Source organism: Pseudomonas sp. 9.2(2024), from assembly GCF_039695385.1.
GTDB lineage: Bacteria > Pseudomonadota > Gammaproteobacteria > Pseudomonadales > Pseudomonadaceae > Aquipseudomonas > Aquipseudomonas paraglycinae.
Genome location: NZ_CP155585.1, coordinates 3,420,357 through 3,439,633, shown reverse-complemented (window position 1 = coordinate 3,439,633; position 19,277 = coordinate 3,420,357). Strand labels below are relative to the sequence as shown.

15 protein-coding genes are annotated in these 19,277 nt (G+C 59.6%); 1 reads left to right on the top strand and 14 read right to left on the bottom strand.

Translation table 11 applies throughout. The annotated features are described in order from the left end of the window. Positions 1–7 precede the first annotated feature (7 nt). From ABFB52_RS15360 to rfaH, 12 genes are all read right to left on the bottom strand, one after another. Positions 8–1,426: an oligosaccharide flippase family protein gene (locus ABFB52_RS15360; RefSeq protein WP_129972918.1), complete on the bottom strand. Its 1,419-nt coding sequence runs from the start codon at positions 1,424–1,426 to the stop codon at positions 8–10. 13 nt (positions 1,427–1,439) lie between these two features. Then, the gene (locus ABFB52_RS15355; RefSeq protein ID WP_085745614.1) at positions 1,440–2,393 is read right to left on the bottom strand and encodes a glycosyltransferase family A protein; all 954 of its coding nucleotides are present in this window, start codon (positions 2,391–2,393) and stop codon (positions 1,440–1,442) included. A 16-nt stretch (positions 2,394–2,409) separates the two neighbouring features. After that, positions 2,410–3,723 (bottom strand): O-antigen ligase family protein, encoded by a 1,314-nt coding sequence (locus ABFB52_RS15350; RefSeq protein WP_129972917.1) that lies wholly within the window; start codon positions 3,721–3,723, stop codon positions 2,410–2,412. Continuing rightward, on the bottom strand, positions 3,720–4,832 hold the full coding sequence (locus tag ABFB52_RS15345) for a glycosyltransferase (RefSeq protein ID WP_129972916.1): 1,113 nt from the start codon (positions 4,830–4,832) through the stop codon (positions 3,720–3,722). Before ABFB52_RS15345 ends, ABFB52_RS15350 begins: the two co-directional genes overlap by 4 nt. Further along, positions 4,829–5,905 carry a glycosyltransferase gene (locus ABFB52_RS15340; RefSeq protein ID WP_129972915.1) on the bottom strand — a complete coding sequence of 359 codons (1,077 nt, stop codon included), beginning with the start codon at positions 5,903–5,905 and terminating at the stop codon, positions 4,829–4,831. Before ABFB52_RS15340 ends, ABFB52_RS15345 begins: the two co-directional genes overlap by 4 nt. Positions 5,906–5,907: 2 nt before the next feature. After that, on the bottom strand, positions 5,908–6,612 hold the full coding sequence (locus ABFB52_RS15335) for a WecB/TagA/CpsF family glycosyltransferase (RefSeq protein WP_129972914.1): 705 nt from the start codon (positions 6,610–6,612) through the stop codon (positions 5,908–5,910). 13 nt (positions 6,613–6,625) lie between these two features. Beyond that, positions 6,626–7,966 carry a UDP-glucose/GDP-mannose dehydrogenase family protein gene (locus ABFB52_RS15330; RefSeq protein ID WP_129972913.1) on the bottom strand — a complete coding sequence of 447 codons (1,341 nt, stop codon included), beginning with the start codon at positions 7,964–7,966 and terminating at the stop codon, positions 6,626–6,628. A gap of 70 nt (positions 7,967–8,036) precedes the next feature. Continuing rightward, complete coding sequence (locus ABFB52_RS15325; RefSeq protein ID WP_129972912.1) at positions 8,037–9,428, bottom strand: undecaprenyl-phosphate glucose phosphotransferase; 1,392 nt, start codon at positions 9,426–9,428, stop codon at positions 8,037–8,039. A gap of 148 nt (positions 9,429–9,576) precedes the next feature. Next, positions 9,577–11,889, bottom strand: a complete 2,313-nt coding sequence (locus ABFB52_RS15320; RefSeq protein WP_102686124.1) for a GNVR domain-containing protein — start codon at positions 11,887–11,889, stop codon at positions 9,577–9,579. A gap of 2 nt (positions 11,890–11,891) precedes the next feature. After that, a complete protein-coding gene (locus tag ABFB52_RS15315) occupies positions 11,892–12,425 on the bottom strand; it encodes a polysaccharide biosynthesis/export family protein (protein ID WP_085745621.1) in 534 nt (177 codons plus the stop codon). Positions 12,426–12,437: 12 nt separating this feature from the next. Then, entirely contained in the window at positions 12,438–13,598 is a 1,161-nt protein-coding gene (locus ABFB52_RS15310; RefSeq protein ID WP_039768571.1) for an outer membrane beta-barrel protein, read from the bottom strand. A gap of 37 nt (positions 13,599–13,635) precedes the next feature. Next, a complete protein-coding gene (gene rfaH / locus ABFB52_RS15305; protein WP_085745622.1) occupies positions 13,636–14,172 on the bottom strand; it encodes a transcription/translation regulatory transformer protein RfaH in 537 nt (178 codons plus the stop codon). 603 nt (positions 14,173–14,775) lie between these two features. On the opposite strand from rfaH, the gene ABFB52_RS15300 reads away from it, so the two are divergent. After that, the gene (locus tag ABFB52_RS15300) at positions 14,776–15,753 is read left to right on the top strand and encodes an NAD-dependent epimerase (RefSeq protein WP_085745623.1); all 978 of its coding nucleotides are present in this window, start codon (positions 14,776–14,778) and stop codon (positions 15,751–15,753) included. Between the two features lie 27 nt (positions 15,754–15,780). On the opposite strand, the gene ABFB52_RS15295 is transcribed toward ABFB52_RS15300, so the two are convergent. Together ABFB52_RS15295 and ABFB52_RS15290 are read right to left on the bottom strand one after the other, a co-directional pair. Further along, positions 15,781–16,236, bottom strand: coding sequence for a TspO/MBR family protein (locus ABFB52_RS15295; RefSeq protein WP_085745856.1), 456 nt, complete (start codon positions 16,234–16,236; stop codon positions 15,781–15,783). A 58-nt stretch (positions 16,237–16,294) separates the two neighbouring features. Continuing rightward, positions 16,295–19,240, bottom strand: coding sequence for a hybrid sensor histidine kinase/response regulator (locus tag ABFB52_RS15290; RefSeq protein ID WP_129972911.1), 2,946 nt, complete (start codon positions 19,238–19,240; stop codon positions 16,295–16,297). Between the last annotated feature and the right edge of the window lie 37 nt (positions 19,241–19,277).

Here is a 19,277-nt window from a genome sequence, read left to right as displayed (position 1 = left end):
GCTGAACTCAGCGGGAGGTGAAAACCGATTTGAATTCCTGCGGCCAGTGCGGGTGCAGGGCGCTGTAACCCACGGCATAACTCAGTGCGCCGAGCACGACGCTGCCGATCAAATGCACGTAGCCCTGGAGACCCAGCTGCGGTAGCACCAGCAGCACGGTTGCAGCCATGACCAGGGAAGCGATCACGCTGCGGTAACTGGCTTCGAAAAAGCCACGCCAGCTGTAGCCGATCGCCGTGTTCAGGCCGCGGATTTGCAACGGCGTGATGACCAGCATGCGCGCCAGCAGAGCGACGGCTGCTGCCATGCCGCCGTACAGGTTGCCGAGGGTGTAGACCAGCGCCAGGGCCAGCGCGGTGGTCAGCACTTCGGCCTTGATCGTGAGGTGGCTGCGGTTGACCGCCACCAGTGCGGTGGTGGCGTACATGGCGCTGTTGCCGATGGCGGCCGTGCAAGCCAGTACTTGCAGCAGCGGGATGGCCTCTGCCCATTTGGCGCCGAAGATCAACAGGATCAGGTCGTTTGCCGTGAGTGCGAGCCCGATGAACAGGGGCGTCAACACAAACCCGCTGACGGCGGTAGAATCGCCAACGATCCCGATCAATCGTTTGGGCTCTGCGCTGCGCCGGGAGAACGCCGGCAGCGCGTAGCTCAGCAAGCCGTTGTAGATTGCGGTGCGTGGCAGTTCGATGATGCGCATCGCCATGTTGAACATGCCGACAGCGTTCGCCCCGGCGGTGATGCCCAGCACCACGTTGACCCCGCGCTGCAGGGTTTGCGAGCTCAGTGCGTTGATGGCCACCGGTGCGCCTGACCTCAACAATTCACGCAGGATCGGACCATCGATGTAAAAAGGGATACGTCGCGGGTCGGCGCGCATCAACACAATGATCGACATCAATTCCATGATCAGCGCCTGGGCAATGACCGCCCACGCACCCAGCCCCCAAAGCGCAACGGCAATGCCACCGACTCCCCCCGCCACTTTGCCCAGCAATGTGCGCGAAGCCAGCATCCTGAAGTTGCTGCTGCGGCGCATCTGCGCCACATAGACCCGCGCCATCATGGTGAACAGGATCTTTATCGAGGCTATCGCCGTCATCCATTGCAGCACCGGGTCGGGGGTGTACAGCATGACCGCGCCCGAAATGACGCCAATGCTCGCCAGACTGACCAGCACCGCCGCCCAGTAGGCGGTGCAGATGTGCTTGTCTTCCAGCCGCTCAAGCCGTACCAGCGGGTCTTCCAGCACCGACGAGTACACCAGGCCGATCAGTTCGACGATGGCAATGATGACCGTGCCCACACCCAGCTCGGCAGGCGACAGCAGCCTGGCGTAGGCGACAAAGGTAATCATCGACAACAGGATCAGGCCGAATTTCTCGGTGAAGATCCAGGTCAATGTCGTCAGACGGTGGTTGGCCATGGCGGATACCGTATCAATGAGCCGTGGTTGACGCCGTTGCCTTGCGCAAGGTTCTGGCGCGGGCATAGAGGTAGCGCAAGGTCGGTTTGCCGCTGGCGAAGATCAGGGCCTGCCAGGAGCAATCCAGCATTCGCCGGTACACGCCGAGGACCTGGTCATGCTCGCCGCGTCGGGAAAACGCCTCGAGAAAATCGGTGTGGTTGCCCAGCACGAAATCGATCCGCTGCTGCCGGGTCAACTGCGCGCCGTAGCGGGCGAGGTACACCTCGATGAAGCGGATTTTGTTCTGGTAGTACTTTTTCGGATTCGCGGTCATGTTGCCGCCATTGACCGTGCGCTCCAGCAACACCTCCGGCACCGTGTGGATCTCCCAATGCTCGGCGATCCGGGTCCACATGAAACGGTCTTCGGAATAACGCAGGCTGGCATCGAAGCCGCCCAGTTGCATGATCACGTCACGTTTGACCAGCGCGGTAGAGACGCCATTGACGACGTTGGCATGGATGAAATCGTAGAAGTGCCTGCCGTTCTTCAACCGGTCGTCCAGCTGGCGCCTGCCATCGCTGTAATTGACTTGTGCATAGCAGTCGATCAGCCCCACCGGCCGGCCCTGGCGGGTGAGTTCGTCATACAGTGCCAGCTGTAACTCCAACTTTCGCGGATGCCATTGGTCATCGGCATCGAGCATTGCCACAAACGTTTCTTCGGAGTGCCGCATCCCATGATTACGGGCGCTGGCCTGGCCTTCGTTGGGTTGCTGTAACAGCGTCAAGCGAAACGGCGCGACAAAGTCTCTGACTCGCTGTGGTCCGTCATCGGTGGACCCGTCGTCGATGACGATGACGTGATCGGGCAGTCGGGTTTGCCGGGCCAGGGAGGTCAGTGTCTGCTCGATGCTTTCGGCGCCGTTGTACATCGGAATGATGACGCACACTGAATCTGCTGAACGGGGAGCTTGGTTTGGCACGGTGATTCTCCTTGGGTTACGCGCGGGCGGAATCGCGCGGCAGTGCGCTGCCCGACGAACGCTGACGCAGCGCTGCCGGTGAGGATTCGGGGTAGGTCGCGTGGTGGTGCCGGAAGGTCAGGGCCAGCGTGCAGAACACCAGAAACTCGGCGGAGCGGTAGTTGGGAATTACGTACGCCACATAATTGGTGACGACGAACAGGCCGATGATGACCAGCGCACTGGCACGAAACCGGGCTGCCTGATTCGCCGTCACGGCGCGGTATTGCTTGAACAGTGCCTCACCCAACATCAGCGCCAGCGCCGTCAGCTGGATGAGGCCACCGTTGAGCAGGGTCTCCATGTAGCCGCTGTGGGCGTTGCCGATATAACCCCAGCGGGTGATGAACGCATCGGCATCGGGGCTGGACCAGAAGGCGCCGAAGCCGTAGCCCTTGAGAAACTGGCTGTCGATAAAGGGCGCGAGCAGCTCCCAGATCAACGTCCGATCGGTCAGTGACGGGTCGCGACCGGCCATTTCCAGCAGCACCGCAAAGTTGCTGTACAGAAACAGACAGACCAACAGGTATAGAAGGGTGCATCCGAGGAACAGCAGCTGTGAGCGATTGATGCCCAGGCGGATCATTGTGAGGAAGTACCAGTAGCTGATCGTGCCGGAAATGATCAGCGCCACGCCGGTGGCTGACTGGGCAAGCAGGATCGCGAGCAGCGAAAAGAACGAACAGAAGAGCGCCCAGCGATTGCGCTGCCGGATCATCGGCAGCAACAGCACGATGGCGATCGCGTTGAGCCGGGCGCCGGCATTCTTTTCGGCGAAAACGCCTTTGAATGCGCCGTCGCGAATCCCCCCTGAGAGAAACGCCACTTCAGGCATGACCACAGCGAGCAACAACCCGATCAGCGCCGCTATGCCGATGGCGCAACCGAGCATGAAGGTGATTTTTTCGAGGGAGTAGTTATAGGCAAGAAAACCGGCGAAAAACACCACGCCGAGCAGGGCGATGAACCGCTTGAGGCTGAGCATCGGGTCGTGGGACCAGCCGATCGACGCGATGACGCAGAGCAGAAAAACCAGCAGGAAGAAGTTGCTGCGATAAAAGGTCTTGCTGAGGAATACCTTGTTGCGGATGAAAAAGAAGAGCGGCACCAGCAGCGTGATAAGGCCGCAGACCTGATTGGCGACGTTGCCTTCGAGGTCTTTATTGATGTCGCCAAAGCTCGCGGCACTGCCCAGACCGAGGACAAAAGTGATCACTTGTATGTAAAACAGGATCCCGAACACGGTGAAGGCGTCGCGTAACGTCGAATACCTGATCGTCAGTGTGCTCATGATGACGGGCTCCCGATCAACGCTTTGAGGTAGGTCTGCACCGCACTGGCACTCATGAATCGTGCGGCCGCATCAAGGCGTGACTGACGCTGCAGATCGCGCGGAATGGACAGTTGCTCGGCGATGGCCTGGGCCAGGGCGATCGGATCATCGACAGCGACAAGCGGCGCCACCACGCCGCCGCTGAGAATCTCCTGAGGGCCATGGGGGCAGCGGGTCGCCACCACCGGCGTACCCGTGGATAACGCCTCGACCAGCGCGTTGGGGCTGCCCTCGAAACGCGACGAGAGTACGAAGCAGTCGGCTGCGGCCACTTCTGTCAGGGGATCATCGGCATAGCCCGGCAGATCGAAGCGCTCCGCCACCCCCAGCTGTTTCGCCTGTTCAAGCAGTTCGGCCCGGAGGGCGCCTTCGCCAAAAATGATCAGGCGGGCATCGCGATCCGGCAGTGCGGCGAATGCTGTGATCAGCGTGTCGAAACCTTTTTGCGGTGCCAGGCGCCCCACGGCGACGATCACCGTGCCGGACTTTTCCAGCAGCCAGCTGTGGCGGGGCAGTCCCGGTGGCCTCTCGCGAAAGTCGTTGTCGAGCACCGGGTTGTCGGCAATGGTCACGTCCTGGCGTCGGGCGAGGGTGGTATCGACCAGGTCCTGAGCGACGCCGCGCGAAACGCAGATCACCGGATTGGGAATCAGCCGATACAGCAGCGGTGCCACCCGATATGCCATGCGCACCATGAAATCGGGGTTCACGTGCCGGTCATGGGAAAAGGCATTGCGCTCGCTGACGTGCAGCCGGGCCAGCGTGCCGGACAGTGCCGCCGCGACGATCGCCACCACGTTGACGTGGGTGAGGGCTGCCAGTTGGGCATCAAAGCGATTGGCACGCAGGAATCGCGTGAGTGCCGGCACCGCACGGACGCTGCGCGGACTGTGCAATTCAATCTTTTTCACACGCGGGTCGAGATGCGCTGCGTGAAGGCCGCCGCCGGTGAGCATCAGCAATGTCACGTCATTGCCCGCATCCACCAGTGCCTTGGCGAGCCGCGCCATCATTTTTTCAGCACCGCCGGCGCTGAGGTCATGGAGGATGATCAGTAACTTTTTCATTGATTCCAGACCTGGTAATACGCCTGCGCCGCGTACTGACTGGTGTACGGGCGCAGGGTGGCAGTGAGCGTCTTTTCGCCGGGAGCGATGTGACCTGAGGTCAGGTTGCGCAGCATGCCGTCGGCCAGTGCCTGTACGTCGTTGACGATCACCAGTTGACCGAGTCGGCCATGGTCCAGCAGTTCTCTGGGCCCGGTCTCGCAATCGCAGGCCAGCACCGGCGTGCCCAGCGCCAAAGCCTCGATCAGCACGGTCGGCATGCCTTCCTGCAGGGAGCTCAGAATGAACAGTCGGGCCTGCCTGAGCACGGGATAGGGATTGCTCAGAAAACCACTGAAGTGCACCCGTTGTGCGATACCCAATTGCCTGGCCTGGGTGACCAAGGCTTCGCGCAATGGGCCATCGCCGACGATCACCAGATCCGGCAGCGCCGCGCTGCGCAGCGCCAACGCGTAGGCATCGAGCAGCAGATGAAACCCTTTGGGTTCGACCAGACGCCCCAGACTCAGCCAGTAGTTGCGGGGCAAGTCGGCGGGCCGGGGCGCCCGGGCGGCTTGAAACAGTTGATCGGTGACGACCGCGTTGGGGCAATAACGGATGCGCTGTCGCCCCCAAGGCACGGCATCGGCAAGGGTCTGGCGCAACGCCGAGGACACCGTCACCACCTTGCCACTGCCACACAGGTACAAGGCGTAGAGCAGACGCAGGCTTGAGGGGCCGGTTTTCTGTTCGCTGCAGTCGAGGGTCGCATGGCGGCTGTAGATGACCTTGCAGGCACTGCCCAGGGTGGCGAACCACGTGCAGAGGTTGGCCTGCTCCTTGGCGGAAATGAGGTGGGTGACACCTTCACGCCGTATGAGCCGGCGCAGCAAAACGATGGACTTGAACAGGCCGACGAGGCCGCTGCCGCCACCGCTGAAGCATTGAATGTCCCGGGTGTCGGGCATGTCCGCGTTCATGACGAAAAAGCTCACGCGCCGGCCGTCCTTGAGAAACTGCTCGGACAACCGTTGCTGAACGCGCTCGACGCCACCGCCGGGCTTGAAATCCTTGAGGGTAAACAGGATGTGCATGGTCATTCCCCAACGCTGATGGCGACTTTGTGTCGAACGATCATGTTCAGCAGGTGCAAGAAGTTGCTCGGGTAATCGATGAGGTAGCGTTTGATCGTGTGGGGCTCGCGGTACATGCGATAGAACGCGCGCAAGTGCAGGCGATTGATCAGCGCCGGGTAGTACTGCCGCGTCGCCAGGGCTTCTTGCCGGATGAACCCGCCACAGCTGAAGGCGACCCCGCGAAAGCCTGCGCGCAGTGCATCCTGCTCGAACTGCTCTTGCCGTCCGGCGCCCAGGCCGACGATCAGAATGTCCGCTGCACTGCGACAGATGTCGTTCCGAATGCCTTCGGCCTGGGCGGCGTCGAAATAGCCGTTGTGATAGCCGGCGATGCTCAGTTGCGGATAAAGGCTCTTGATCTTGCTGATGAACAGGTCGAGTTCGGCTTGTCGGGCGCCGACGAAATAAACCCGTTTGCCCTGTTGCTCGGCGCTGCGCAGCACGACGTCGGCGATCGAGGTGAAGTCGAAGCTGACCCGGCCAATCGGTCTGCCGGTAATGCGAGACATGAAGGTCGACATCAGCATGCCGTCGCAAAAATAGGCAACGCTGCTCGGGTTCTGCTCGAAAAAACTGCCGATCGAGGCAAAGTTGATGAAGGAATAGGCCTGGTTGGCCTCCAGTAATTTCGCCGAGTACTGCCCGACTATCTCCAGTTTGAACATGGCGCGGCTCCTCTCAGAGAACTGAAGGGGTCTGCCGACCCACGGAGACGTAGGTGAAACCGCGTTTGCTCAAGCGCTGCGGATCGAACAGGTTGCGTCCGTCGAAAATCAACGGCTGTTTGAGCAACTGGCTGAGCCGGTCGAAATCCGGCGCCCGGAACGATTGCCACTCGGTGACGATGATCAGGGCGTCGGCATTTTTCAGCGCCGCCTCCTTGGTGCCTGTCAGGGTCAGGTCATCGCGCGAGCCGTAAAGGCGCTGGGCCTCTTCCATGGCTTTCGGGTCAAACGCCTGCACGCTGGCGCCGGCTTGCCACAAGGCCTCCATCAGTACCCGGCTGGGGGCCTCGCGCATGTCGTCGGTATTGGGTTTGAAGCTCAGCCCCCACAGGGCAAACGTCTTGCCGCGAAGGTGACCGTCGAAGTGATCGAATACTTTGCGATAGAGGCTGGCTTTCTGCTCCTGATTGCGCGCCTCCACGGCCTTGAGCACCCGGGCGTCGATGTCGACACCGTCGGCCGCGTGTATCAGCGCCTTCACGTCCTTGGGAAAACACGAGCCGCCGTAGCCCAGACCTGGGTAGATAAACTGGTAACCGATGCGTGGGTCGGCACCAATGCCGTGGCGCACCTTTTCGATGTCGGCGCCGAGCCTTTCGGCGAGGCAGGCCATTTCGTTCATGAAGCTGATCTTGGTCGCCAGCATGCAGTTGGCGGCGTATTTCGTCAGCTCGGCGCTGCGAACATCCATGACGATGATTTTTTCGCGGCTGCGATTGAACGGCTCATACAGTTCGCGCATGACTTCTTCGGCACGCGGGCTGTCGGTGCCGATGATGATCCGGTCCGGGCGCATGCAGTCTTCGACCGCACAGCCTTCCTTGAGAAATTCCGGGTTTGAAACCACGTCGAACGTCAGATCGCCGCGACCGTTGTCGGCCAGCACCTGCTCGATACACGCTCGAACTCGGTCCCCCGTACCGACGGGCACGGTGGATTTGTCGACGATGATCTGGTGCCGATCCATGTTCAGCGCGATGGTCTGCGCCACGCTCAGCACGTATTGGAGATCCGCTGAACCGTCTTCGTCGGGCGGTGTGCCGACGGCGATCAACAGCACATCGCCATGGTGAACGGCGTCCACCAGGTCTGTGCCGAACCGCAGTCGGCCGCTTTGGTAGTTGTCGCGCACCAGGCTTTTCAGGCCGGGTTCGTACAGCGGCAGCGTGCCCTCTTTCAATGCCTCGACCCTGCCGGCGTCGACGTCGACGCAGAGCACGTTGTGGCCGACCTCAGCCAATGCAGCACCCTGGACAAGGCCTACGTAACCAATTCCGAATACGCTCACATTCATGGTCGAACCTCAGGTCGTCGTGACGGTTATCAACGGTCGGGCAGGGGAGCGGCAGACGCGGGAAAGGGGCTCAGTAGATGTTTTTCGAGAACAGCGTGAAGGGGGTCTTGATAAGGATTTTGATATCGAGCCACAGCGACCACTGGTTGATGTAGTTGAGGTCCTGGGCGACGCGCAGCTGCATTTTTTCCACGGTCTCGGTTTCGCCACGATGGCCGGTGATCTGGGCCAGCCCGGTGATGCCCGGCTTGAGGCGATGCCGGGCCATGTAGGCGCGCACCTTGCCGGTGTAATAAAGGTTGTGGGTGACGGCATGCGGGCGGGGCCCGACCAGGGCCATGCGGCCGGATAGCACGTTGAACAGCTGTGGCAATTCGTCGATGGAACTGCGACGCAGAAAACCGCCGATCGGCGTGAGGCGATCATCGTTGCGGGTGGCCTGTCGTACCTGCTGGTCGTCGTGGACGTGCATCGAGCGAAACTTCCAGACCTTGATCACTTCGCCGTTGCAACCGTGACGGTTCTGCTTGAACAGCACCGGGCCGGCGGAGGTCAGCTTGACGGCTATGGCCACCACCAACAGCACCGGGCTGAGCAGAATAATCGCCAGGGCGGCGAGGCTTCGCTCAAACAGATCCTTACAAAACAGGCTGGCGGGGTGCGAACTGATCAGGCTCTCGTTGAGGTAGATGGCCGGCATCCGCTCGATTTCCGAGATCGAATGGTTGAGCAACACCATGCTGCCGAAATCCGGGATCCACACCACGTCGACGTTCATGTCCAGCAGGTCTATGTAGAGGGCTTCGATGGTGGCGGCATGGGCCATCGGCAGCACGATATAGACGCGGCGCACTTCCTGGCCCGTGATGATCTCGCGGATGGCGGAAACGTGGCCGAGCAACGGCAGAATGCTGGGGGCAGGGCCGCAGCTGTCCTCGGCGGCAATGAAGCCCAGCACCAGCGCGCGGTTCGGTCGGGACAGCTTTTTCGCCAGTTCATGGGCCGTCGGGCAGGTACCGATGATCACCGAACGGCGCCCGTTGCAGACCTTGCGCGAGTACAGGCGGGCCAGGTAATGCAGGGGCAGAAAGCTCAAGGCCTGAACCATGAAACCCAGCACCGCCCAGACCATGATCACCTGGCGTGAATAAATGGCGCTGGTCTGGGTGAAGAACGCAATCGCCGCCAGTACGGCCAGCAGGGTCAACCACCCGGCCAGCAACCTGCCAAGCCCGACCAGCAGGCCATGGCGTTTGTGGTAGACCTGCATCACGCTGTAGATCGGCACCGAGCCGAGCACCGTCAGAATGATCAGGATGCGGTATTCACTGGTCAGACTGCCGACGCGCCACTGCACGAGCAACATCAACAGCGCCGTCACCAGCGACAGCGCGCACAGCCACTGGCCCCAGAACGTCAGGCCTCGGCGGTGTGTCATGTGAGCGGTATAGAGCGAAGTCATGGGCTTAACCTCAAGGCAGCATTCATGCATCAGCGCGAATCGAGCAGGCACGGCGTGCCTCCCGATGGCTTTTCCGTAGCTCGGCGGAGGTGAAGCGAGTAGTGCGTTGGCAGAAGAGGGCGTAGCGGCGGGCGTATGCGCCCGATGGTTACCTGGGCGCGAAATCGTAGTTATAGAACGCCCGGGAATGGTGGTAGCCGTACTTGCGCGCCTTGCGCAGGTCGACCTGGTTGAGCACCGTGCCAAAGACCGGCACATGGCTTTGTTGCAACATGGCAATCCCTCGCTGAACCTGGCTGATCGAGGTGCTGTCAGCCTTGACGACATAGATCACCGCATCGGAATGTCTGGCCAGCAACAGCGCGTCACTGATCATCTCCGCAGGGGGTGAGTCGATAATGATGTGGCGATACCTTGATCTGAGCGCCTCGAGCATGCGCGCCATGCGCGGCGAGCTGAGCAAATCCTGTGGCGGCGGCTGAACCGGGTTGAGCGGATCGCCAGGGGACGGCAGGCGTGGCGCAACGAACATATCCAGCGACGGTGGCAAGACCTTCCCGGCCGGCAGCATGTCCAGATTGCCCACTGAAACAATGCAGTCTTCAAGCCTGGCCGTGCCGGCAATGACATTCGCCAGTCCGGGGCTGTCCGGTGGGAAATCGAAGTTCAGCGACAGGGTTGGCTGACGCATGTCGGCATCGATCAGCAACACGCGTTCCAGCGGTGTCAGCGAACTTGCGAGGTTGGTGGCGATGGTGCTTTTGCCCTCGCCGGCAACCGTGGAGGTCACGAGCACCACCTGCGAGGGCTTTTCGCTGCTTTGCAGCATCAGCCAGGTACGCAGGTTGCGAATGGTCTCGGAAAAGCGCGGGTTGTCGTTGTCCTCGAACAGGCGCGCCAGTTGCCGGCGACTTTTCTTTATCACCAGCGGCACGACGCTGAGCAGTGGAACATTCAACACGCTCTCGATCGATTCGTCGGTTTTGAAGGTATTGCTCAGGCTGTCGAAAAGCAGTGCCAGCCCGACGCCGATGACCGCAGCGATCAGCCCGACGATAGCGACAATCAAAGTCTTGCGCGGTTTGCTCGCGTCGACAGGAACGATGGCCGGGTCGACGATGCGCACTTTCGTCGAATCCATGTCGGCGGTGGCCGTGGTTTCTTTCAGGCGGGTGACGAAGGTTTCATACAGCGCGCGCGTGCTGTCGACTTCACGCTGGAATTCGCGCAACTGAAACTCTTTGCGCGCGATATCCTGGATCTGCGCCTTGTTGCTGTTGAAGGATTGACGCAGCGACGCTTCACTCGCGGTGGCGAGCTGGTATTGCCGCTCGATACCGGCCACCACTTGCTGCACCTGCAATTGCAGACTGGTGGTGGCGGTACGCAGCTCGGTTTGTGCGGAAATCAGGCTCGGGTGCTTCGGACCATAGCGCCCGGCCAGTTCATCAACCTTGGCTTGGGCCACAGCGCGATCGGCCTGGAATTTCTGCACCAGAGGGTTGCTCAAGACCGCCGGTACGCTGGAGAGTCGGCTCAGATCGCCGTTGCCCAGGGCCTTCGCCTGCCGGTACTCGCTCTCGGCTTCAGCGCGGTTGCGACGGGCATCGACCATGCGATTGCCGGTCATTTCCAGTTCGTTGGCGCTGATGGTGGCAACGCCGCCAACATCCACCAGACCTTGTTCTTCGCGGTAACCCTGGAGTTTTTTCTCGGCCGCCCGCAGGTTGTCGCGCAGCTTGATCAGACGTGTGTTCATCCAGGCCGTGGTGGTTTGCGACGATTTCTCGCTGGTATCGAGCTGGCTGTCGGTAAAGCCCTGAGCCAGCGCGTTGGCCGCCGCCGCTGCGAGAACAGGGTCTGGCAACTCGACTTCGATTTCGAGCAACTGGCTTTTGCCAACGAACTTGACGCTGGTGTGCAGCATGAGGTTCTGCGTGACCTGGTTGAAAACGTCTGCTTCAGTGAGTGGCTCTTTCTTTTGCGGTAGATATCGACCTAGCCCCGGGATCCATTGATCAAGGTCCAGATCGGCCAGCCATTGGCGCGGAGCAAACCAGGGCTTTGGCTGCTGGCGCGGATCGGTGACCGGGTGAGTCGTCAGCCCGAGTTTTTTCACCGCGCGTTCGGCAAGGTCCCGCGATTGCAGGAGCGCCTGCTGGGTCTGCAGGTAATCAGTGCCGCTGCTACCTGATTCCTTGACTTGCTGGAAGGACATCAGCGGAGGCGTTTTGTCGTTGAACAGCAGGGTGGTGCTGCCGATGTATTGCGGCGTGATGCTGGAAACTACGGCGGCCGCCAGTGCGCAGCTCAGCAGAACCAGCCAGCCGATGCTCCATTTGGCGCGCCAGATGACCCTCCACAGATTGAGCAGATCCAGGGTGTCCTTGTCTTCGCCGTGCTGCGGATGCAGATGCGCTTGAAGAGGACGTTCGACGTAGTTGCTTGGGCTGTTGTCCATGATCAGAAAAAGCCTTGTGCAATGGAAATGGTATCGCCGGGGGCGATCGTGGTGCTTCGCGTGATGTTGTCGGTCACGGTGGCGCCACCATCGCCGCGCAAGATGGTCACTCGCTTCATCGAGGCCCGTTCGGTCAGGCCACCGCCCAGCGCGATGGCCTTTTCCAGTGTCAGTCCGGGCACGAACGGATAGCTGCCGGGCTTTTTCACTTCGCCATTGATGTAGAACGAGCGGTATTCGATCTGGCTGAGACTGACTTTCGGGTCTATCAGATAACCCTGCTTGAGCCCGTCGACGATGATTTTCTCGACCTGACCGGGGGTCAGTCCCTTGGCGGATATTTCGCCGAGGAACGGGTAGGAAAAGGTGCCGGCATCACTGAGCCGGATCTTTTTCATGCTCAATTCCGGCTCACCGAAAACGATGATTCGCAACACGTCGCCGGCAGCGAGTTTGTATTGCGTATCGGGATCTGCCGCATAGGTGTGGGGCAAGAGAAACAACGCGAACAAAAGGACAAGTGTGCGAGTGTTCATGTCGAGACCCTCTTAAAGGCTGACGTTGAAGCTGATCTGGAACACGTTGCGGGTGAAGCTTTCATTGTCGGCATCGGAATCGTTGTCGCGGTACCGATAGCCCAGTTCGATATCCAGCCAACGGCGCATGGCGTACACCACGGCCAGGTTGTAGTCCTGAAGATTGTCGGTACGGCTTTGGCCTTCGTAGACATAACGCCCGTAACCGGCCTGGGCCACGGTAGTAATCCGTTCAGTCCAGCCGTGACGCCAGCCGACCTGGGTAAACGTCGACTTCACGGCATCCGCGCCGTCGTCACCCTCGGCGAGGGCCTGGCGAGCGACGAAGGTGAATGTCGAATAGGTCCGCGGTTTCCATTGCAGATCGACTTGCCATGTCGGGTTGTCGAGGTCTTTGGATTCACTGTTGTCGAAGTTCTTTTTCTCGTAACCGACGCGGACTTTACCCGTCGTGCGTGCCGTGAAATCCCATACGGCACCGGCCATGACGGCGTCGGATTTACTGCTGCGCGGGCTGTTGGCCTGCTGGTAATCAAAGTCGGTGTGGTTATATTCCACCAGACCCCGCGTGTTGCTGCCGATGCGGTGATACCAGGTGCTCGTCAGGGCAGTGGTATTGCGTTCCTTGTCGTCGTTGATGCCATCGGCGTTGTCGTAGCGCAGTTGTGCGTAACTGGCCCCGAGATCGATTTGGTTGTCAGCGCTTTTCGCCCCGAAGGTGTAGAGACCGCCCACCCGTTTGTTGTTGAGTTTGTCGTTGATGCCTTCGACTGCCGTCGATTCCGTGCGCTCCCATTTGCGGTATTCAGCGTCGAGCTTCAGACGATGCCGGTCAGTGAACTCCATGATGCTGTCCGCACGCACGCGTTGTGCCGTGTTCGAGGCATCCGACTCGTCGTGATAAATGTAGCGAGTGGGTTGCCAGATCAGTCGCGTGGCACTGTTGCGATCCTCGGCCTTGAGCTCGAAAGAAGGCGCCAGTTTGGTGACCATGGAGGACTGTTTGCTGTTTTCCAGTTCGCGAAAGTTGTCGTCATAACTTTCCGAAAACAGGAACGATGGCGTGAAGTCGAATCCATACACATCAATGGCTTGCGGATTGATGCTCCAGGCCATTTCGGGATAGAGACAGGCCATCATCAGTGCGACGGGGCATCGTGACTTCAAAGCCATGTTATAGCTCCTGAGCAAGGGCATATAAGGCAAGTCGTTAGTTGTAGGGGTGAAAACCGGCTTGTTGTCGTTCAATCACGCTGAGTGGCAGGCAGACCGGCTGCTCACGGTTGAGAAACTGCAAAAGGATCATCACGCGGTCGGTTCCGTGCAATCCGAGGAACACGCCCTCCAGTGGCGCGAGCGGGCCGCTGACGATCTGCAGATTCTCTCCGGGTTTCAGCGCTTCATCCGGCTCCGACAACGTTGATTCGAGGCAACGTGCACGCAGGTGTTCGATGACGTGCTCGGCCACTGTTGCGGGACCATGGTTGAATTCGACGAAACGACTGACTCCCCGAGTAGAGCGCAAGGGTGCCCAGTTGTCGTCACGACTGAGTTGGATGAACAGATACCCGGGAAAGAGGGATTCCTGGACTCGCTGTCGTTTCCCGCGAATGACGCGTTCACTGACGAGTTGGGGGTGAAAGACCACGTAATTCTGTTGCAGCAGGTTGAGGTGGGCACGCTCATCCTGACGTGGCTTGCATTGTAAAAGGTACCAATTAGGTTGGTCCGAGCTGATGACTGGCATGCTTGTAAACTCTTTGATGATCGAAAGTTTATGGCAGGCAGAAGCTCTATTGATGGCTAAGTAAGGGCAGTCAGCGAAAGTATTTTTTTATTATGGGTTTGTGGAGTGTTTCAATGTTGAATCACAAAGTGTTTCATTGGTGTGCATTGAGCAGTGAAGTTTCGCTCTGTTATGCGGCACCTCTGGAGGAATCATCGGTTCAACTTTTTAGAAGGCAAAGCTACCGCACGGTCTGTTCATGCAGGCTTAAGGTTAGGTAACTAAGTAGTTGTCCCTGAAGCGGCAGGGCGCGAGTAAGTGATTGCTCGCGCCCTGTAAAAAATCAACCTTGGTAGTTATCGGCCAGACTTTACGGTCTGTCAAACGTTAGCAGTCAAAAAACACGCCATCCATCCAGTAATGGTTCTACCGATGGATAACCAACTGTTTTTTAATGACTTATTCTTTTGGCTGAACGGTAGCAACTTTTTCTGCCTGTTATGGTCGCGACTATTATTTAGATCGAAAGCTTTCCCCACTATTGGGTGCTGTTATAAAACCTGGACTGAATAAGTCATTCAGCGCTATAACTTATCGCCTGTCGGCTTGTGTGGAGCAGGGATTATGACCGTTCTTGTTACAGGCGCTGCGGGCTTTATCGGGTATCACGCGGTCAAACGATTGGTGCAGCAAGGCCAGGAAGTTGTCGGTATCGACAACCTTAACGATTACTACAGTGTGGATCTCAAACAGGCGCGGCTTGAACAGTTGAGCGGTCTGCAGAGTTTCAGTTTTGAAACACTGGATATTGTCGACAAGCCTGCCTTGATGGCGTTATTCAAAGCGCACGATTTCACCGAGGTGGTGCATTTGGCCGCTCAGGCGGGTGTGCGCTATTCGCTCGACAACCCGGACGCCTATGCGCAATCGAACCTGGTGGGGTTTCTGAATGTGCTGGAAGCCTGCCGACATTATCCGCCCGCGCATCTGGTCTACGCGTCGAGCAGCTCGGTATATGGGGCCAACAGCAAGTTGCCATACAGCGTCGATGATGCGGTCGAGCACCCTGTATCGCTTTATGCCGCCACCAAGCGAGCCAATGAGCTTCTCGCCGACAGCTACTGCCATCTTTACGGCTTGAAGGCCAGCGGCCTGCGCTTTTTCACGGTTTACGGGCCCTGGGGCAGGCCGGATATGGCGCTGTTCAAATTTACCGAAGCCATTCTTCAGGGACGACCGATCGACATCTACAACCAGGGTCAGATGGCGCGGGACTTTACTTACGTCGATGACGTTGTCGAAAGCATCGTCCGCCTGTGTCCGAAACCGCCAGCGCCGGAGAAGGAGGCGAGTGGCGTGAACCGGATTTTCAACCTGGGGCGCGGCAAACCGGTCGCGTTACTGGATTTCGTCGACTGCCTTGAACAGGCACTGGGCATAAAAGCCCAGCGCAATCTGTTGCCGATGCAGGCAGGCGATGTCATCAAGACCTGGGCTGATGTTTCGGCATTGGAACAATGGATCGGGTTTTCTCCACGAGTGGAAGTTGCAGAGGGTGTGGCGCAGTTTGTGAGTTGGTATCGCCAGTACTATCGGATTTGAGCGGCGCTTTATGCTCCTGGAGTACGGTCATGAGCCGAGACCCACCCGGTTGTTGCGCATGATCGAAAAATTAAGCGCCGCAGCGACACACAGCCAGGCCAGATAAGGAAACAGGATCAACCCGGTGATCACATCCAGGCGCAGGGCCAGGACCACCATCACGGCGACGACCAGCCACAGCAGTACGAGAATGATCATCGCGGCAACGATCCGCTGCGCGCCGAAAAACACCGGCGTCCACAGCGTGTTCAGGGCAATCTGCGCCGCCCACAACGCCAGGACCATTTCGCTGCCGGGAATCATCGTCAAACGGTAACCGACCCAGGCCAGCAGTAGATAGATCGTCGTCCACGCCACCGGAAACACCCAGTTGGGTGGGGTGAACTTCGGTTTGTTGAGCTGCGCGTACCATTGGCCGGGCTTGAAAACCATGCCGGTGGTGGCCGCTGCACCGCAGGCGATCAGAAAAATCAGGAAATTCACCATTTATCACTCCTTGGCCGCAGCCAGTCTGCCTGGTTTATTCCGCCGCAGCGGTCGTTCATTCGGATCTTGAGCACATCAGTTCACTGACCCGCGCCACCAGCGTGTCGACCGCGAAAGGCTTGGTCAGCACCTGCATGCCGGGCCCCAACTGGCCGGCGCCGATCACTGCGTTTTCTGCGTATCCGGTAATGAAAAGTGTCGTCAGATTCGGCCGGATCTCTCTCCCGGCGTCTGCCAGTTGTCGGCCGTTCATGCCACCCGGCAGGCCGACGTCGGTGATCAGCAAGTCGATATGCACATTCGATTGCAGCACCTTCAGCCCGGCAACGCTGTCGCCTGCTTCGAGCAGGTTGTAGCCGAGATCGCCAAGCACTTCGGTCAACAAGGCGCGCACAGTCGGTTCATCGTCCACCACCAGAATGGTCTCGCTGGCCTTGGGTACTACCGCCGGCGCGATATGCTTGTCATCGTGATTCTGCACGGGATCGCCACGGTGACGAGGCAGGTAGATGCACATCGTGGTGCCCTGATCGACCTGCGAGTGCACGCGCACCTGACCGCCGGACTGTTTGGCAAACCCGTAGATCATCGACAAGCCCAGCCCCGTGCCCTGGCCCAGCGGCTTGGTGGTAAAGAACGGGTCAAAGGCCTTGGCGATCACATCCGCCGACATGCCGGTGCCGGTATCGCTGACGCACAGGCACACATATTCACCCTCGGGCATATCCAGCGCGCCGGCGGTCTCGGCGTCCATGATGCGATTGGCCGTTTCGATGGTAATGCGTCCGCCGTCGGGCATCGCATCGCGGGCATTGATGCACAGGTTGAGCAATGCGTTTTCCAGCTGACTGGCATCCACCAGTGTCGGCCAGAGCACCGGCGAGCCAATGGTTTCCAGAAGAATGCTCGGGCCCACGGTGCGCTGGATCAGTTCGGTCATGCCGGTCATCAGCATGTTGATGTCGGTGGGTCGCGGATCGAGGGTCTGGCGTCTGGAGAACGCCAGCAGGCGGTGGGTGAGGGCGGCGGCACGCTTGACCGCGCCCTGTGCGGTGACCATGTATTTGTCGACTTCGCTCAACCGGCCCTGACTGATCCGCGTAGTCATCAATTCCAGTGCACCGGAAACGCCGGCCAGCAAATTGTTGAAGTCATGAGCCAGGCCTCCGGTCAGTTGGCCGACCGCTTCCATCTTTTGCGACTGACGCAGTTTTTCCTCCGCTTGCATCAACTCGGCGGTGCGCGCTGACACCCGTTGTTCGAGTGTGTCGTTGAGCGCACGCAAGGCGGCGATAGCCCCGTCGCGCTCTGCCTCGACGGTGCGGCGTTCCTCGACGTCGATCAGTACGCCGGGGAAGCGCAGTGGTTTGTTGTCATCGGCACACTCAACGCGACCGTTGGCTTCGATCCACTGGTATCTGCCGTCCGCGCGGCGCACACGGTACTGATGGGAATAGGCGCCACCGCGGCCAATGGCTTCGTCGATCGCCGTGGTCAGGCTATCGCGGTCGTCGGGGTGCACGCTGGTGATCACCTGTTCGAGGCTGAGGCCTTCGCGCCCCAGACTCGGGTCGAGGTTGAACACCTGGGCGAAGCCTTCGTCGATGGCAAAACGGTCGGTCAGCAGATCCCAATGCCAGGTACCGATAATGGCGCCGGCGGCGAGGGCCAGTTGCACGCGCTCGACGTTCTCCCGGGCGATCGCCTCACTGGCGCGCAAGCGCTCCTCGGCGTCGCGCCGTTCGGTGACGTCGTTGAACAGGATCGCGATCTGCCGGTCGGCCGGATCGCCGACCCGCACGGCACGCACATCGAACCAGCGTTCGAAGGTATTGGCGTAATTCTCGAAGTTCGCCGGCTCCCCGGTCTTGGCCACATGGCCGTAGGTTTCGAACCAGAAGCGCTCAAGATTGGGCGCGAATTCGGTCACCCATTTACCGCGCAGGTTGACCCCGCACTGGCGCTCGAACGCCGGGTTGGCTTCAACGAAGTAGTAGTCGACAGGCTCGTCGTTGGCGTCGAATTTGACTTTGACGATGGCAAACGCCGATTCGATGGTTTCCAGAATGGTGCTGAAACGCTCTTCACTCTCGCGCAACGCCGTTTCGGCACTGCGCGAGCGCGTGAGGTCAAGCATCGCGCCGATCATGCGTTCGGCCTTGCCGGATTGATTGCGGATCAAGTGACCTCGATCGAGCACCTCGGCATAGGAACCATCCTGACAGCAGAATCGATACTCCGCGCTCCATGTCGTGCCGTCGCCATCGATGGCGGCGCGGATCGATGTCAGCACCCGCGTCTGATCTTGAGGATGGATCCGCGCGAACCGCCAGTCGCCACTGGGATCAACGTTCTCCAGCGCGAAACCGTACGCCTGTTGCAACGCCTGGTTCCAGATGATCTGGTTGGTTTGCAGGTCCCAGTCCCACACCGCATCGCTGGTGGCCATTACGGCCAGTCGATAGCGTTCCTTGGTTTCGATTATGGCGCGCCCGAACAGATGTTCCTGAGTACGGTCGCGGAGAATTTTCACGAAGCCCAAATGAGTCTGGTCTTCATCGTAGAGCGGCATCAGCTCGCCAGAGGCCCAGAATCGCTCGCCGTCCTTACGCAAATGCCATCGCTCATCGTAGGCACGGCCTTCGACAAGGGCGCGCTGCATTTCCTGTTCGACGCGGCCGGCGGCGCGGTCTTCAGGGGTGAAAAAGCAGGATGCGCTCTGACCGCGAACCTCTTCGGCGGACCAGCCCAGCACGTTGGTCGCGCCGCAGTTCCATTCCGTGATGTATCCGCCAAGGTCAGTGACGACCATCGCGAAATCCACTGCACTCTCGAAAACCGCCCGCTGCCGCGCCTCACTACGAGCGAGCGCGGCCTGACTGGCTTGCAGTCGCGCCGTGATGTCGCGCTCATCGTCGGCTTCAGTGCTCTGCAAGGCGGCGCGTAATCGCTTGACCTCGGACTCGAGCGCTTCGCGACTAAGGTGTTTGAGGGTGTCCATCTCGCCTTCTTGGTTGAATTTTTCAGGGGCCGATTCA